Genomic DNA, 15,488 nt, shown 5'->3' with positions numbered 1-15,488 from the left:
CACCCGCGCCTGATCGCTGTTGACCTCGCCACCCAGTGCCGTGGGCGGCTATCGCCGGCAGGTGGTTCGCAGCGGTAGCGGCGAGCCGGTGAATTCCCACAGCCGTTACGGTTTCCAACCGCTTCATGACCAGACGCCATTCACGGAGATGAACGCATGAGCCCGACCAAATGCCAGGACCAGGTGGTTCTCGATCTGTGGCACCCGCTGGCGGCGGTGGACGAGGTGCCGGCGGGGACGGTTCAGGACACGGTGCTGCTCGAGGAGCGCATCAGCTATGTTTCGGATGGCGAAGGCAAGGCGGCCGTCTGGCGTTCGCGCCCGGAGCTCCCTGCCGGCAGTCCGGTCGATATCGGTACGCTCGGCGGCTGTCTACCGATCAAACTTGCCTATGGCTATATCTGGACCTCGCTGGGGACGCCGCCCGCCGAGCTGTTTCCCATTCCCGAATATGCGGAGGCCGATCGGCGCAGGCTCAATGCCGCCACCATCGGAGTCAATGTTTCGGCACCCCGCGCTATCGAGAATTTCCTCGACATGGGCCACTTTCCTTATGTCCATACCGATATTCTGGGAGCAGAACCCCATACAGAGGTCAAGGAATACGACGTCGAGCTTTCGGTCGAGCGCGACGAGATCGTCGCCACGCGCTGTCGCTTCTTCCAACCGATGGCCTCGACCGCTTCGACCGGGGGCGCCGATGTCGAATATATCTATCGGGTGCCGCATCCCTATTGTTCGGTGCTGTACAAATCCAGCCCCATCGACGAGAGCCGCCTCGACGTCATTGCCGTTTTCCTTCAGCCGGTCGATCAGGAGCATGTCCGCGCGCATATGATGCTCTGTGTCCTCGACGAAGAGAACGAAGACAAGGTGATCAAGCGCTTCCAGCAAACGATTTTCGGCCAGGACAAGCCGATCCTGGAGAACCAGTTTCCGAAGCGTTTGCCGCTCGACCCGCGGGCCGAGACGCCGATCCGCGCCGACAAGTCGGCGATCGCCTACCGCCGTTGGCTCAGCCAGAAGGGCGTGACCTACGGGGTCATCCCGGCCGCCACCTGACGTTTCAGAATTCTGGAGAGAACGATGCTCGATACCGCCAAGACCAGATGGCATCCCGTTGCCGCGTCCTATGATCTGCCGTTCCGCCACGTCTTCCACGCCCAGTTGCTCGGCCGCGAGTTCGCCGTCTGGCGTGCCGACGACGGCTACGTCAATATCTGGGAGAACCGATGCCTGCACCGCGGCGTCCGCCTCTCGATCGGCATCAACGATGGACGCGAGTTGAAGTGTCAGTATCACGGCTGGCGGTATTCCAACCGCACCGCCGGCTGTACCTATATTCCGGCACATCCGGCCGACGCGCCGGCCCGCACCATTACCAACCGTACCTTTGCGGGCGTCGAGCGCTATGGCCTCGTCTGGTCGGCGGAGGAGCCTCAAGGGGACGTGCCGGACGTTGCGGGCCTCGCCGAAGGCGATCTTCTCACCCTTCGCGGCATTCCGGTCAATGCGCCGGCCGATGTCGTGGTGGCGGCGCTGACGGGCTATCGCTTTCAGCCGAACGGCTGCCTCGAAGGCACAGCGGCAGATATGTCGCTTAAGGCGAGCGACGGCTTCTCGGTGGCGCTCACGGCCCGCGAAGACGGCACCGAGACGCTGGCCGTCTTCTTCGTCCAGCCGGTCGACTCCAACCGTTCGGTTATCCGCGGCGTACTCGACGGCTCGCCGCGCGGCGCCAAACGGATCCCCGTTCTGCGCCATCACAACGAGCGGCTTTCGAAGCTGCGTGAGATCGTCGAGCGCGAGGCGGCCGCCGCACCGCAGCCGGCGCCGCTCGAGCCGGTGATCGAGCGCGTCTCGCCGGAACTTGCAGAGATGCCGGAACTGACCGCTCACGGCCGCAAGGCGACGGTCCGTGTAACGGTCGCGCGGAAGTGGATGGCTGCCGAGGGCATCGCGGCGTTCGAGCTTCGCCCGGTCAAGGGCCTGCTGCCGACTTTCCAGCCCGGCGCCCATATCGACGTTCACTTGCCGAATGGCCTCATCCGGCAATATTCGATCACCAATGGCCCGGGCGAAAGCGACAGCTACGTCATCGGCGTCAAGCTGGAGCGGGATTCGAAGGGCGGCTCGCTCTGCATGCACGAGACGCTTCGCGAGGGCGACGTCCTGGCGATTTCGGAGCCGCGCAACAATTTCCCGCTGCGCCGCGATGCCGAGAAGACGATTTTCGTCGCCGGCGGCATCGGCGTCACGCCGCTGATTGCCATGGCACAGGCCCTTAAGAACCAGAACCTGGACTTCGCCTTCCACTACTTCGCCCAGAACCAGGAACAGCTCGCCTTTCCGGAAAAGACCGCTCTCCTCGGCGAGGCGCTGAAGCCTCACCTCGGACTCCGTCCGGACGCGACTGCCGCCGAGCTCAAGGGCATTCTTTCCGGGTATCGGCCCGGCATGCACCTCTATCTCTGCGGTCCGGGGCCAATGCTCGAGGCGGCGCGCCGGATCGCGGCGGATCGCGGCTGGCCGGAAACGGCGGTGCATTTCGAATATTTCAAGAACACTAACACGATCGACGACAGTTCGAGCTTCGAGGTGGCGCTTGCGCGCTCCTGCGTGACGTTGAAGGTCCCCGCCGGCAGGACCATCCTGGAGGTGATGCGCGAAGCCGGCATCGACATGCCGTCATCCTGCGAGCAGGGCGCCTGCGGCACCTGTCTTGCGACCGTGATCGAGGGTGAGCCCGATCACCAGGACGTCTACCTCAACGATGCCGAGCGCAGGTCCGGCACCAAGATCATGACCTGCGTGTCGCGCGCCAAATCCGCGCGCCTCGTCCTCGATCTCTAGGAGCTGCCGGATGATTACCCTCTACGATTACGAACTCTCGGGCAATTGCTACAAGCTCAGACTTCTGATGAGCATGCTCGCCATCGAGTACAAGACGGTACCGGTCGACTTCTATCCCGGCCGCGAACACAAGTCGGATTGGTTCCTGAAGCTCAATCCGCTTGGACAGCTGCCGGTGATCGAGGATGACGGACTGGTGCTGCGCGACGCGCAGGCGATCCTCGTCTATCTCGCCTCCAAATATGATCCCTCCGGCACCTGGTACCCGCGCAACGATCCGGCGCTTCTCGGCGAGATCGGCCAGTGGCTCGCCTTTGCGGACGGCATCACCGGCACGGCTTCAGCCGCGCGTCTCCATGACGGCCTGTTCTACGATCTGGACGTCGAGGCGGCTCGGGCCGGCGCTCACAGGCTGTTTCGCATCCTCGACGAGCATCTCTGGTTCGGCGAGCAGGAAGGGCGTGACTGGATATGCTCGGCGCCGCACGCGACCGTGGCCGATATCGCCTGTTTCCCCTACATCATGCTTTCGGAAGAGGGGGGCATTCCCCGGCAGGATTATCCGGCAATCCGTCGTTGGTGCGATCGCCTCAAGCGGATCAAGGGCTTCACGGTCATGTCGGGTGTGTTCCCGGCCGGGCCGGCGCGTGCCGCCTAGGGGGCAAGCGACCGGATCACAGCAGTCGGCACTCTTACGGCGCTCTTCTTGGCGGAGTGGGAACTCAGGGCCAGGAGGCTACGGCAGAACTGCCGCGATCGCCTCGGCCAGACGGTCGACATTCTCGATCCGACAAGTCTCGCCCATCAGTCCGATGCGCCAGATACGGCCGGCGAGCGGCCCGAGTCCTCCGCCGATCTCTATCCCGAACTCGTCAAGCAGGCGTCTGCGCGCGGGCGCGTCCTCCACGCCTTCCGGGAGCCAAACCGTATTCAGCTGCGGTAGCCGGTGCTCCTTGTCGACGACGAAGCCGACGCCCAGCCCTTCTAACCGTTCGACCAGCCGATCATGGGCGGAGCGGTGGCGCGCACAAGCGGTCTCCAAGCCTTCGCCAAGCAGGCGGGTAAGGCTCTCGTGCAGGCCGTAAAGCGCATTGACCGGCGCGGTGTGGTGATAGGAGCGGGCACCTTCCCCATCCCAGTACCCAAGCATAAGACCGAGATCGAGGAACCAGCTCTGGATCGGCGCCTTGCGCGCCTTGACTGCCGCGACGGCGCGATCGGAAAAGGTGATCGGCGCAAGGCCTGGCGGCGCGGACAGACATTTCTGCGTGCCGGCATAGACGGCGTCCGCCTGCCATTCGTCGACCGACACCGGAATTCCGCCGAGGCCCGTCACGGTATCCACGACCGACAGCAACCCCGCTTCGCGCGCCAGGGCGCACAGCGCGGCCGCATCCGACCGTACGCCGGTCGAAGTCTCCGCGTGCACGAAAGCGAGCAGCTTGGCCTGCGGTGCCTCCAGGATCGACGCGCGAACCGCCTCGGGATCAATAGGTTCGCCCCATTCGACGGAAACCAGCCGTACCTCCGCGCCCGCGCGCCGGGCAATTTCGGCCATGCGTCCGCCGAACACGCCGTTTTGCGCGATGATGGCGGTGTCGCCTGGCTCGAGCAGCGTCACCAACGCCATCTCCATGGCGAGCGAGGCGGGGGCCGATAGGGGGAAAGTCACACGGTTATCTGTTCGGAACGCGAGGCGGAGTTGGTCCTTGATGCGGTCCATCAATCCGACGAAGCTGGGGTCCAGATGACCGATCGTCGGTCGCGCCTGTGCCGCGAGCACTTCCGGCGCGACGTTGGACGGACCGGGGCCCATCAGGAGGCGGGGCGGCGGCGAAAAAGCATTCATTCGAGCATTCCTCTGCCGGCGGTCCCCGGCGCGTTTGTTTCCGGGAGCACGATGCAGGCACAGGCGGCGATAAGTAAAGTTTAGTTTATTTAGGAGTTCGGTAATAATAATTTACCTACAGGTGCACCTCTTGTGCCTGCGTTGTGTCCGACTTGGCGGCCCGGGCGCGGGCGCTGCGGCAGTGGTTGGGACGCGGCGTCCGGCGCATCGATCTCGCCGCCCTCGAGAAAATGCTCCACCTGTGATCCACATCCCGCGATCACTGCCAACCCGGCAGCCTTGCCGCGAGCAAGCCATTGCCCGCAAACCTGCGAAGGTGCGCACTTTTAAGCAGCGTCGATATCCGTTTTTGAGAAATCGTCGCCTTTGAACAGAAGGGGAAGGCGATATTCCTTGGCGCAGGCATAGGAGAAGCAGTCACCAAAATTCAGCCGCGCCGGGTGCCCGACAAAACGGCCATAGTTGCGAGCCGCTTCAATTGCATTGCGGTGTAGGGAGCCGCTCACGGACACTTCGCGCGCGCCGATCGTCTCCAGGAACTTCGCTACGTCCTCTTGCACCTCATCGATCAACTCGGGCGGAGTAGGGACCTGATCGCCGAACTGCGAGATCGAGACTATACGGGCTAAACTGATCACGGCCTCGAACATCGAGAGCGGCGAGTAGATCTTAAGACCTTCCGACATCTCAATCTTGGCGAGAAGGTAACCTGCATCCTCTTCACCAGCCAAGATGGCGACGATCGCCGACGCATCCAAGAACATTAGATCTCCCACATTTCGTCAGTAAATTTTTTCATGTCGAAGCCCGGCTTGTTTGGTCCCATCTTGGCTCGAACACTGTTCTGAATCTTTTCGACTCGCTCTTTTAGCGGCACAGCTTGTTCCACTCGCGCCAACTCATTTTCTAGAGCGCGTCTGACCGCCTCGGTCTTCGTCGGGGCTTTGGTGACCTGCTGAACCTTCTTTGCCAGGGCATCAACATCGTCGTCGCGAATGTAGAGAGACATGACCGTTTCCTCATGTATATCCAGCATGGAATATACGGATATATTAGCTTGAATATACACCAATCGCAAGGGTCAGGGCGCATCCGCCTCTCCAGACGGCTTTCGCTCAGGGCAGAAGAGAAACGGTAGGGAGCGTCGCTGCCTGAGGGCATTATGCGCCACGACGGCAAGAGCACTGGCTGGCTTGTAACCGACCGGGACCCGCGTGTGGCATGCCGGACGCAGTTTCCAGGAAGGCAGCGACGCGCTCTCCAACGAAGCTCCGGGTGATCTCTGCTACTGTGCTCCCTGGGGCTATCTGGATGGCGGCGTCGAACCTTTGCTCAGACGCGGAAAGTTTCCGCGCGACGTGGACTTGTCTTGGGATACGTGCTCGATACCAATGTAGTTTCCGAACTGCGCAAGGTCGGTGACGGCAAAGCCGATGCCAATGAACCCCAGCGCGTGCAATAGAGATTTGAACATGGAAGCCTCTCGTTAGAATGAGCACGGCTTTCATGTGCTAAAATCAGCGTCCAAAAGACCTAGAACACGATTGAGTACGCCAAAAGTACCGCATTTCCGGTTCGTTCTGCGTTAGCGTACGACTTCGAGCAGCTCTTGTTCCGACCCCTAGAGAGGAAACCGGCACCGCCGCCGTTCCGGTATCGCCGTCGCTTCCGGCATGTCGCTTGGAATGCGATGGCTTTTGTTGGCGCGAACCTGCCATAAGTGGCGGCGCGGTGTCGATATCGATCACCTTCATGTTTTCGGTCGACCCGACCTAACTCATCGTGATCTAGTGCGGAACTGTGCCTAAAGCAGGAGACGGAGAATGCCCGAGAAGCACGATCACGATCATCACGGAGAGGACCACTGGAGGAACAACGGCGTTCGCGTCATCAAGGGTGACCAACTCGACGCCAACACGGCTCAGACGCCAGGCATGTATCGGCAGGCGGCAATCAACCATGCCCGCGTCGGCGCCCAGAAGATCTGGGCCGGGACCGTTGCGATCGAGCCCAATGCCAAGACCGGGGTGCATCATCACGGGCCGCTTGAAAGCGTGATCTTCGTGCTTCGCGGCAAGGCGCGCATGCGTTGGGGCGACAGGCTCGAATATGTCGCCGAAGCCGGACCCGGTGACTTCATCTACGTGCCGCCTTTCGTGCCGCACCAGGAAATCAACGCGGATCCGGAAAATCCGCTCGAATGCGTGCTGGTCCGATCCGATAATGAGGCGGTCGTTGTGAACATTACCGATGTCGATCCGGTCGAAAAGCCAGAGGAAGTCTACTGGGTGGATCCGATCCACAAACATCCTGGCTGACCCGGCGTTCTTCCAGAGCACGAGATCTTCCGGCGGATACCGCTGCGGTGTCGGCTTCAGAGGGACGGCATAGATTTGTTCGTCACATTCGAAGCCTTTCGCCTGCCGGGTCGAAGGGCGGCCGTTCCAGGATGACGGCGTCATGAGGGCGGCCGAGGATTGCGACACTCACCGTGTCACCCGGTTTCGCCGTTCCAGCCTTGATGTAACAGAGCGCCAGCGACATGCCGACGGTATAGCCGTAGGCGCCGGACGAAACATGGCCGATCGGGGTGCCGTCACGGAGAAAGATCGGCTCGCCGCCGGTGGCGTCCGCATCCGTGGCGTCGATCGATATCATGGCGAGCTTCTGCCTCGGACGCTTCCCGGCGATTTCCTGGTAGGAGGCCTTGTTCAGGAACCCGTCCTTGTCGAGCTTGATCAGCCGGTCGAGAGCGCATTCCTGCGGCCAGTATTCGGGCGAATACTCGCGGCTCCAGCTGCCATAGCCCTTTTCGATGCGTAGCGAGGCGAGTGCGCGTGAGCCGACCGGGCCCGCGCCGAGATCCGCACCGGCCTTCAGCAAGGCATCGTAAAGCGCGAGCTGCCGGTCGGCGTCGCAGTAGAGTTCCCAGCCGAGATCGCCGGTGAAGGAGACGCGCAGTGCGACGACCTCGACGCCGGCTACGCGCATCCTGCGCGACCGCATGAAGGGGAAGCTCTCGTTGGAGAGGTCGTCGTTCGTCAGGCGCATCAGCAACTCGCGCGATTTCGGCCCGGCGATGTTGAAGGCGCAAAGGCGCTCCGTCATCGAGGTAAGGGTCGTGCCCTCGGGCAGCGGAACCGCATTGAAGAAGCGCTGGTGGTAGCGTTCCGCCATGCCGGAGCCGAAGATCATGAAGTCGTCGTCGCCGAGCTTCGTCACGGTGAAATCGCCCGCAATGCCTCCCCGCTTTCCGATGAGAGGCGTCAGGCACGAGCGGCCGACCGTCGTGGGCATGCGATTGGCGAAAAGCGCGTTCAGCCAGTCCGAGGCACCCGGTCCCTTCACCGCGTATTTCGCAAAGTTGGAAATGTCGATGATGCCGGCGCTTTCGCGCAGCATTCGGGCCTCGCGGCCGACGGGCGCCCACCAGTTCTGGCGGGTAAAGCCGGTCGTCTCTTCCTTGGGCTCGCCATCGGCGGAAAACCAGAGGGGATGTTCCCAGCCGAAATTCAGGCCGAAGACGGCGCCCATCGCCTTCTGCTTCTCATAGGCCGGCCGGGTGCGTACCGGGCGTCCGGCCGCCCGCTCCTCATTGGGGAAGTGGATCTTGAAGCGGTGGCTGTACTGGTCCTGCACGCGCGCCTTGGTGAAGGCCTTGTTCGCCCACTGGCCAAAGCGCGCCATGTCCCAGCCGAACATGTCGAGCGACGGTTCGCCCTCGATCATCCATTCCGCCGCAAGCTTGCCCATGCCGCCCGACTGCGAGAAGCCGGGGATGATGCCGTTGCAGCAGAAGTAGTTCGTCATTTCCGGCACGGGGCCGAAGAGGACCGCGCTATCGGGCGACCAGATCATCGGCCCGTTGATCACGCGTTTGATGCCCGCCGTTCCGACCACCGGCACGCGGTCGATCGCGCGCATCATGTTTTCCTCGATGCGTTCGAGGTCGTCGGGGAAAAGTTCGTGACCGAAGCCGAGCGGCGTGCCCTCCTCGGCCCAGAAGCGCATGTCGCGCTCATAGGCACCGATCAGCAGGCCCAGGCCCTCCTGCCGGAGGTAATATTCGCCGTCGCGGTCCGCGACGGAGGGAAGCCGCCGGTCGAGGGCGGCGATCTCCGCTATGGTCTCGGTCACGAAATACTGGTGTTCCGTCGGCATCAGCGGAAGTTCGAGCCCCGCCATGGCCGCGACTTCGCGGCCCCAGAGCCCGGCGGCGTTGACCACCCACCGGGTGCGGATGTCGCCCTTCGGCGTGCGCACGATCCAGCTGCCGTCCGCTTGCGCCTCCGTACCGGTGACGGCCGTGAAGCGGTGGATTTCGGCGCCACGCTTGCGCGCGCCTGCGGCATAGGCCATCGTCACGCCGGAGGGGTCGACATTGCCGCCCTCCGGCTCGTACATGATGCAGCGGATGCCGTCGAAGTTGACGAGCGGATGCAGCCGCTCCGCTTCGTCACGGCCGATCTCGTAGAAGTTCATCTTGTAGCGGCGCGCCTTGGCCTCCTGGAGCCGGAGCTGGTGCTCGCGCGCCTCGGTCTGCGCAAGATAGAGCGAACCCGGCTGGAAGATGCCGCAGCCTTGCCCGGTCTCGACCTCCAGCTCCTTGTAGAGCGCCATCGTATAATGCTGAAGCAGACTGATGTTCGTGGAGTCGTGCAGGCCGTGGATGTTGGCGGCCGCATGCCAGGTCGATCCCGATGTCAATTCGCTGCGCTCGAGAAGCACGACGTCGGACCAGCCGAGCTTGGTGAGATGGTAGAGAATGGAGCAGCCGATGAGACCGCCGCCGATGACGACCGCTTGAGCGTGGGAGCGCATGAAAATCCAGCCTTGAAACGATGACCTCTGCCGCCGGCAAATCTCTGCCGTCGCGGCTTCAGTTTAGGGACGAGCCGTTTTTTGCAAAGCGGCCCAGAGCGGGAAATCGGCGCCTATTGTCATCGAATGGACAAATAAAACGAGGTCATTGATCTCGCAATTTTCGTTTGTTGCCGGATGGGCTCGGGCTAGTCTGAGATCGGCCCTTCCGGTATCGGGGGTGAACCGGTCAGCCGATCACCTTCTGAGCCTCGGCGATGATCCAGTCGCGCACCTTCGAGACGGTCGTTCCTTTCGACGCCTGCCCTTCGGCGAGGTAGTAGTTCCACGCGCTCTTGGTGCGGATCTGGAACGGCTCGACAAGCAGGCCGCGATCCACATAGGTCCGCGCCAGCGACTGGGTGGTCACGATGCAGCCGGCGCCGCTCGCCGCCATTTCCAGCGCGATATTGGTGGAATTGGTGGAAAGCCGCTTGTCGTTCGCGGAGGCGTCTATGCCGAGCGCATCGGCCATTTCCTGCCAGAACTCCTGCCGCCCGTGCACCGCGATCCAGTTCGATTTCAGAACGTCGGCCGGCGTCCTGATCGCATTCTGCCCGTGGACGAGCTGGGGCGCGCATAGAAGCACAAGCCGATCGTTCCACAATTGCATGCCGCTTGCCGGCATGTTGTCGAAGCGGCGGATCGAAATGAGGATATCGGCGATCTGCTCGGTCGAATCCTCCCAGATCGTACCGTGCAGAAGGATTTCAACCTCGGGATGTTTCCTGCTGAACCCGGCGACGCACCTTGCCAGCCAGTTTTCGGCAAGGCTCGTCGGGCAGGAGATGACGACGGTTTTGTTGCGCGCCGACGCAAGTACCGCTTCCGTGGCGAAGTCTATCTGGTTCAGAGCCTGGCGCAGGGTGGGAAGAAAGGCCTCTCCCATTTCGGTCAGCTTGAGGCTGCGCGGATAGCGGATGAAGAGCTGACGCCCGAGATATTGCTCGAGCGCCCGCACATGATTGCTGATAGCGGCCTGCGTATAGCCCAGTTCGTTGGCCGCCTCGGTGAAGCTGAGATGCCGGGCGGAGCATTCGAAGGAGCGGATGTAGTTCAATGGCGGCGGCGGCTTCATCTGAAAGTTCCCCTTTTGCTCCATGCTAGTCAGGCCCGTCCGGGACTTGCAAGGTGCACGCGTGCCATGACATGGTTTTTTTTGGCCATTGCCGCCGAACTTATCATGTGAAGACCGATGCATGATTGGCCATAGTTTCGGGGAGCGGAACAGAAAAAGCATAAGTATCCGGAGCAGGGCCTTCTATGGCGCAGCTGCGCGGATCAGGGGATGAAAGGCAGTTCTCGATGAGCGGCAGACGCGGCGGCGGAAGACGATCGCGGGCAATCCGGGGCGGCGACGGTATCTCGCAGCTGCCATGGCGGGAGGTCGTCAACACCTATTCCCCGATGCAGCTTCTCGACGAGGATCGTCTCGAGGCGCTTCATCGCAATTCGATGCGCATCCTCTCCGAAATCGGTATCCGTGTCATGAGCGAAAAGGCGATGGCGCTGTTCGAGAAGGCGGGCGCCATCGTCGACCGCGAGAACCTGATGATCCGCATCGACGAATCCATCGTCGAGGCGGCGCTCGCCACGACGCCGTCTTCCTTCACGCTGACCAGCCGCAATCCCGAAAAACGCCTGACGATCGGCGGCAATACGATCGCCTTCGGCCTCGTGGCAGGTCCTCCGAACGTGCACGACCGGATCAACGGCCGGCGGCAGGGAAATCTCGCCGATTACCAGAACTTCACCCGTCTCGCCCACCACTTCAACGCGATCCACATTCTCGGGAACCAGGTCTGCGCGCCGATGGAGCTGCCGGCCAATTCCCGGCACCTCGATACCTACAAGGCGAACATCACGCTCAGCGATCTCTCATTCCATTGCACCGCCATCGGGCGGGGGCGGGCCGTAGACGGCATCAACATGATGGCGATAGCGCGCGGCATCAGCGTCGAGGAGATGCGCCGATCCCCCGGCGTCATCACGATCATCTCGGTGAACTCGCCGCGGCTTTTCGACGATGCGATGGCGGACGGACTGATCGCCATGGCCGAGCACGGGCAGCCCGTGACCATCACGCCCTTCACGCTAATGGGCGCCATGACGCCGGTGACGCTTGCGGCAGCACTCTGCCAGCAGAATGCCGAGGCGCTGTTCGGCGTCACGCTTGCGCAACTGGTCAATCCGGGTACGCCGGTCATGTATGGCGCATTCACGTCCAATGTGGACATGCGGTCCGGCGCCCCCGCCTTCGGCACGCCGGAAAACGCCAAGGCCAACATCATCGCGGGTCAGCTCGCGCGGCGCTACAAGCTTCCCTATCGCACGTCGAACGCCAATGCCTCCAACGCCGTCGACCTTCAGGCGGCCTACGAGACGGAGATGGCCACCTGGGGTGCGGTGCTCGGGGGTGCCAACCTTATCTATCACGCTGCCGGATGGCTCGAAGGTGGCCTGACGGCCTCCTATGAGAAGCTGGTGCTGGACGTGGAGATCCTGCAGAACATGATGGGCTTCCTCGAGCCCATGCCATTCTCCGAGGACGATCTCGGTTTCGACGCCATCAAATCGGTACCGGCCGGAGGACACTTCTTCGGTTCCGAACATACGATGGCGCGATACGAAACTGCTTTCTACCAGCCGATGCTGTCCAACTGGCAGAATTACGGCAGCTGGCAGGAGGCCGGCGGGCACGACGCGCTGGAGCGCGCGACCGGCATTTGGCAGCAAGCCCTGAGCGAATACGAGGAACCGGTCCTCGACCCGGCGATCCGGGAAGAGCTCGATGCCTACATGATCCAGCGACGAGCGGAGATCGGGGCGGGCGAACCTTGAGGGGCAGATGAGGGATACGCAGGAAATCCGCTTCGCGGTTTTGATGTTTCCGAACTTTCCGCTAATGGCCTTCAGTTCGGTCATCGAGCCGCTGCGCGCAGCCAATACGCTCTCCGGCAAGCGCTGCTATTCCTGGATTACCGTGGCGGCCGGCGAGAAGATCACGGCATCGAACGGCATCAGTATCGAGCCGGACTTTCATGTGCGCAACGCACCGGAGGTCGACCGGATTGTCGTGTGTTCGGGCGGTGACGCAGAGCATCTCGTTGCGGACGAGGAGATGGCCTGGATCCGCAAGAATCTCCGATCCGGTGCGCAACTCGGTGCGGTAGCCGATGCTGCCTTCTTCCTGGCGCGCAAAGGGTTGCTCGACGGCCATTCCTGCACGCTCCACTGGACCAGCCAGCCGGCCTTCAAGGAAGCGTTCCCGCAGCTCGACATGCGCTCGGACCTCTATGTGATCGACCGCCGCCGCTTCACTTCCGTCGGCGGCATCGGCAGCCTCGACATGATGCTGGACATGATCGGACGGGACTATGGCGCCGAGCTCGCCGACGGCGTCGCCGGCTGGTTCATGCACAGCCCGCTGCGACCCGACGCCGATCGTCGGAAGCTGACCTTGCGTATCCGGAGCGGGATCGCCGACGACCTCGTCCTTTCCGCTGTGGCGATGATGGAGAATGCGATCGAGGATCTATTGCGGATCGGGGATCTGGCCGACCGGCTGAATGTCTCGCCCGATAAGCTCGAACGCGCCTTCAAGGCCGAACTTGGCGTGTCGCCCAACAGCTATTACCGCAATCTGAGGCTTGGGCACGCGGCAGACATGCTGACGCATTCCAGTCTCAAGGTGAATGAAGTCGCGGTCGCCTGCGGTTTCGGGAATGCCGCCAACTTCTCCCGCGCCTTCAAAGAGCAGTTCGGATATGTCCCGCACAGCGTTCGCCGCCGCGTTTCGCGAGCGGGCGAGGCGCCTCGCGCAGTCGCGGGGCTGAAATAATGAAACTCTGCGGATTCCGGCATAGATACCGCGGAATCCGCGCAAATGCGCGCTCCGACTCTTCTCCATCCTGCTGGAAAAGGAGAATGTCATGAGCATTGTTGTATTCGATCCCGACAGCGTGGATGACGTGGACTTCAAGGACCGGATGCGCCATCCGGAGGCAGCCGATCCGGCCGGCGGCATGTGGCTTTCGGACACGGAACCGTCCTTCATCGACGCCGACGCCCTGCGCAAGGGGAGGCTGAAGAAGCTTCGCGACTGGATGCGCGCGGCCGGCTACGGCGCGGTGGTCCTTTTCGATCCCTATAACCAGCGCTACGCGACGGGCTCCCGAAACATGTTCGGGTATTTCCTGCGCAACTCCACCCGCTATTTCTTCATCCCCACCGAAGGTCCGGTCGTCCTCTTCGAATATCCGCAGAGCTATCATGTCTCGATGGTCCTCGACACGATCGACGAGGCCCGCCCTTCCAAGCTTGTCTGGTCCTCCGTCTCCGGTAAGGACGACGAGACCGCCGGGCCCTTCGCGGACGAGATTACCGATTTGCTCAAGCAGCATGGCGGCGGGTCGATGAAGCTCGGCATGGACCGCTGCAGCCATCTGCAGGCACTGGCGCTCGAAAAGCGCGGGTGCGAGGTAAAGGACTGTCAGGGCGAAATTCTCGCCGTCAGGGCCGTCAAGACTCCCGAAGAGATCAAGTGCCTTCAGGTATCCATGGCCGGCGCCGAAGCTGCCGTGGCCGCCGTACGCGAAGCGATCAAGCCGGGCGTTTCCGAAAACGAGCTCTTCGCGATCATGTATCATGAAGTGATCCGGCAGGGCGGCGAGTTCATCGAGACCCGGCTGCTGAGTTCCGGCCAGCGAACCAATCCCTGGTTCAACGAGGCAAGCGGCCGCAAGATCAGACCCGGCGAACTCGTGGCCCTCGATACCGATACGATCGGCTGCTACGGCTACTATTCCGATTTCTCGCGAACCTTCCGCTGCGGTCCCGGCAAGCCGACCCCTTACCAGAAGTCGCTCTATCGAATGGCCTACGAACAGGTTCAGCACAATATCGACATCGTCAAGCCGGGCATGGCCTTCCGCGAGATCGCCGAAAAGGCCTGGAAGATACCGGACCGCTTCGTCGATCAGCGTTACACGTCCGTGATGCACGGCGTCGGCATGCACGGCGAGACGCCGTTCATCGCCCATGCGATGGACTACGAGACCTACGGTCGCGACGGATGTCTCGTGCCCGGAATGGTCGTCTCGGTCGAAAGCTACATCGGCGAAAAGGGCGGCCGCGAGGGCGTGAAACTCGAAGACGAGATCCTCATCACGGAGAACGGCACGGAACTCCTGTCGCGCTTTCCCTATGAGGACGAATTCCTGAGCGGGGAGACTTGATGAAGAAACCGTTGCGGATCGACCGCGCAAAAGCTGCCGCTCTCTTTATCGATCTCCAGGAGGAGCATCGCCACGACGAGCGCTATCTCGTAGACGGTTACGAGACGGTGCTCGGCAATGCCGCGCGCCTTCAGGAGGCGGCCCGCCGCAGCGGCATTCCCGTCTTTCATTGCGCCTATATCGTCGATCTCGCCGAGAATCTTCGCCCGTTCCATCCCATCGGACCGGATGGACGTTCCGCCTTCAGCGACAAGGACGATCCGCTCACGGAGATCTGCCCGGAGGTCGCTCCGCTTCCGACGGAGCGGCTGCTTGTCAAAAACGAAGCGAGCGCCTTCGGCAAGAGCCCCTTGATCGGCGAATTGCGGGACGCTGGCGTGGAATGGCTGGTGATCGCCGGCGTCTGGACCGAGGCTTGTGTCGATGCAACGGTCAAGGACGCGATCAACCTTGGCCTGCATGTCCTGCTCGTCAAGGACGCCTGCGGCAGCGGCGGCCTTGCGATGCACCAGACCGGCATTCTCAACCTGGCGAACCGCCTCTATGGCGGCGCGGTCGTCGATACCGAAGCCGCTTGCGCCCTTCTGCAAGGAGATACGGTCGAAGCATGGCGGGTCGAGGGATCGGTGCCCCTACGTTACACTTTCGGGAATGCCGCTAAACTGTACGGCGAGCTCTGACGAGCGTTT

13 protein-coding genes and 1 pseudogene are annotated in these 15,488 nt (G+C 62.3%); 9 read left to right on the top strand and 5 right to left on the bottom strand.

From position 1 onward, the window contains the following. Positions 1-156 precede the first annotated feature (156 nt). The 3 genes from BHD07_RS10220 to BHD07_RS10210 are packed head-to-tail and all read left to right on the top strand — an operon-like array spanning position 157 to position 3,511. Positions 157-1,062 (top strand): aromatic ring-hydroxylating oxygenase subunit alpha, encoded by a 906-nt coding sequence (locus BHD07_RS10220; protein WP_100673271.1) that lies wholly within the window; start codon positions 157-159, stop codon positions 1,060-1,062. Between the two features lie 24 nt (positions 1,063-1,086). Then, positions 1,087-2,853: a Rieske 2Fe-2S domain-containing protein gene (locus BHD07_RS10215; RefSeq protein ID WP_338279691.1), complete on the top strand. Its 1,767-nt coding sequence runs from the start codon at positions 1,087-1,089 to the stop codon at positions 2,851-2,853. 10 nt (positions 2,854-2,863) lie between these two features. Further along, positions 2,864-3,511, top strand: coding sequence for a glutathione S-transferase family protein (locus tag BHD07_RS10210; RefSeq protein ID WP_338279689.1), 648 nt, complete (start codon positions 2,864-2,866; stop codon positions 3,509-3,511). A 78-nt stretch (positions 3,512-3,589) separates the two neighbouring features. Here the strand turns inward: BHD07_RS10210 and BHD07_RS10205 are convergent, their stop codons facing one another. From BHD07_RS10205 to BHD07_RS10195, 3 genes are all read right to left on the bottom strand, one after another. After that, a complete protein-coding gene (locus BHD07_RS10205) occupies positions 3,590-4,702 on the bottom strand; it encodes a pyridoxal-phosphate-dependent aminotransferase family protein (protein WP_338279688.1) in 1,113 nt (370 codons plus the stop codon). A gap of 326 nt (positions 4,703-5,028) precedes the next feature. Continuing rightward, positions 5,029-5,466 (bottom strand): type II toxin-antitoxin system VapC family toxin, encoded by a 438-nt coding sequence (locus BHD07_RS10200; protein ID WP_338279685.1) that lies wholly within the window; start codon positions 5,464-5,466, stop codon positions 5,029-5,031. Beyond that, positions 5,466-5,711 (bottom strand): type II toxin-antitoxin system VapB family antitoxin, encoded by a 246-nt coding sequence (locus BHD07_RS10195; protein ID WP_338279683.1) that lies wholly within the window; start codon positions 5,709-5,711, stop codon positions 5,466-5,468. Before BHD07_RS10195 ends, BHD07_RS10200 begins: the two co-directional genes overlap by 1 nt. A 360-nt stretch (positions 5,712-6,071) precedes the next feature. Between BHD07_RS10195 and BHD07_RS10190 the strand changes: the two are divergent. Then, a pseudogene (locus tag BHD07_RS10190) lies at positions 6,072-6,143 on the top strand (VapC toxin family PIN domain ribonuclease); the annotation flags it as partial. 382 nt (positions 6,144-6,525) lie between these two features. Then, a complete protein-coding gene (locus tag BHD07_RS10185; RefSeq protein WP_100673276.1) occupies positions 6,526-7,020 on the top strand; it encodes a cupin domain-containing protein in 495 nt (164 codons plus the stop codon). Positions 7,021-7,102: 82 nt separating this feature from the next. On the opposite strand, the gene BHD07_RS10180 is transcribed toward BHD07_RS10185, so the two are convergent. Together BHD07_RS10180 and BHD07_RS10175 are read right to left on the bottom strand one after the other, a co-directional pair. Beyond that, a complete protein-coding gene (locus tag BHD07_RS10180; protein WP_338279682.1) occupies positions 7,103-9,523 on the bottom strand; it encodes a GcvT family protein in 2,421 nt (806 codons plus the stop codon). 229 nt (positions 9,524-9,752) lie between these two features. Then, positions 9,753-10,640, bottom strand: coding sequence for a LysR substrate-binding domain-containing protein (locus BHD07_RS10175; protein ID WP_338279681.1), 888 nt, complete (start codon positions 10,638-10,640; stop codon positions 9,753-9,755). A gap of 227 nt (positions 10,641-10,867) precedes the next feature. On the opposite strand from BHD07_RS10175, the gene BHD07_RS10170 reads away from it, so the two are divergent. From BHD07_RS10170 to BHD07_RS10155, 4 genes are all read left to right on the top strand, one after another. Then, the gene (locus tag BHD07_RS10170) at positions 10,868-12,403 is read left to right on the top strand and encodes a trimethylamine methyltransferase family protein (RefSeq protein ID WP_338279679.1); all 1,536 of its coding nucleotides are present in this window, start codon (positions 10,868-10,870) and stop codon (positions 12,401-12,403) included. Between the two features lie 7 nt (positions 12,404-12,410). Next, the gene (locus BHD07_RS10165; protein WP_338279677.1) at positions 12,411-13,403 is read left to right on the top strand and encodes a GlxA family transcriptional regulator; all 993 of its coding nucleotides are present in this window, start codon (positions 12,411-12,413) and stop codon (positions 13,401-13,403) included. A gap of 91 nt (positions 13,404-13,494) precedes the next feature. Beyond that, a complete protein-coding gene (locus BHD07_RS10160) occupies positions 13,495-14,799 on the top strand; it encodes a M24 family metallopeptidase (RefSeq protein WP_026168740.1) in 1,305 nt (434 codons plus the stop codon). Then, positions 14,799-15,479 (top strand): isochorismatase family protein, encoded by a 681-nt coding sequence (locus BHD07_RS10155; protein ID WP_338279674.1) that lies wholly within the window; start codon positions 14,799-14,801, stop codon positions 15,477-15,479. The genes BHD07_RS10160 and BHD07_RS10155 overlap by 1 nt, the downstream gene beginning before the upstream one ends. Positions 15,480-15,488: the final 9 nt, after the last annotated feature.

The sequence above is a fragment of the Sinorhizobium sp. KGO-5 genome (assembly GCF_036245905.1).
Lineage (GTDB): Bacteria > Pseudomonadota > Alphaproteobacteria > Rhizobiales > Rhizobiaceae > Sinorhizobium > Sinorhizobium meliloti_A.
The sequence above is the reverse complement of the archived record's forward strand: the minus strand, read 5'-3'. Positions and strand labels throughout refer to the sequence as shown.

Bases quoted from the DNA above. Each gene is read 5' to 3' on its own strand.
- BHD07_RS10220 (WP_100673271.1), top strand. From the start codon at position 157: ATGAGCCCGACCAAATGCCAGGACCAGGTGGTTCTCGATCTGTGGCAC.
- BHD07_RS10210 (WP_338279689.1), top strand. From the start codon at position 2,864: ATGATTACCCTCTACGATTACGAACTCTCGGGCAATTGCTACAAGCTC.
- BHD07_RS10175 (WP_338279681.1), bottom strand. From the start codon at position 10,640: ATGAAGCCGCCGCCGCCATTGAACTACATCCGCTCCTTCGAATGCTCC.
- BHD07_RS10200 (WP_338279685.1), bottom strand. From the start codon at position 5,466: ATGTTCTTGGATGCGTCGGCGATCGTCGCCATCTTGGCTGGTGAAGAG.
- BHD07_RS10185 (WP_100673276.1), top strand. From the start codon at position 6,526: ATGCCCGAGAAGCACGATCACGATCATCACGGAGAGGACCACTGGAGG.
- BHD07_RS10170 (WP_338279679.1), top strand. From the start codon at position 10,868: ATGAGCGGCAGACGCGGCGGCGGAAGACGATCGCGGGCAATCCGGGGC.
- BHD07_RS10215 (WP_338279691.1), top strand. From the start codon at position 1,087: ATGCTCGATACCGCCAAGACCAGATGGCATCCCGTTGCCGCGTCCTAT.
- BHD07_RS10160 (WP_026168740.1), top strand. From the start codon at position 13,495: ATGAGCATTGTTGTATTCGATCCCGACAGCGTGGATGACGTGGACTTC.
- BHD07_RS10155 (WP_338279674.1), top strand. From the start codon at position 14,799: ATGAAGAAACCGTTGCGGATCGACCGCGCAAAAGCTGCCGCTCTCTTT.
- BHD07_RS10165 (WP_338279677.1), top strand. From the start codon at position 12,411: ATGAGGGATACGCAGGAAATCCGCTTCGCGGTTTTGATGTTTCCGAAC.
- BHD07_RS10180 (WP_338279682.1), bottom strand. From the start codon at position 9,523: ATGCGCTCCCACGCTCAAGCGGTCGTCATCGGCGGCGGTCTCATCGGC.
- BHD07_RS10205 (WP_338279688.1), bottom strand. From the start codon at position 4,702: ATGAATGCTTTTTCGCCGCCGCCCCGCCTCCTGATGGGCCCCGGTCCG.
- BHD07_RS10195 (WP_338279683.1), bottom strand. From the start codon at position 5,711: ATGTCTCTCTACATTCGCGACGACGATGTTGATGCCCTGGCAAAGAAG.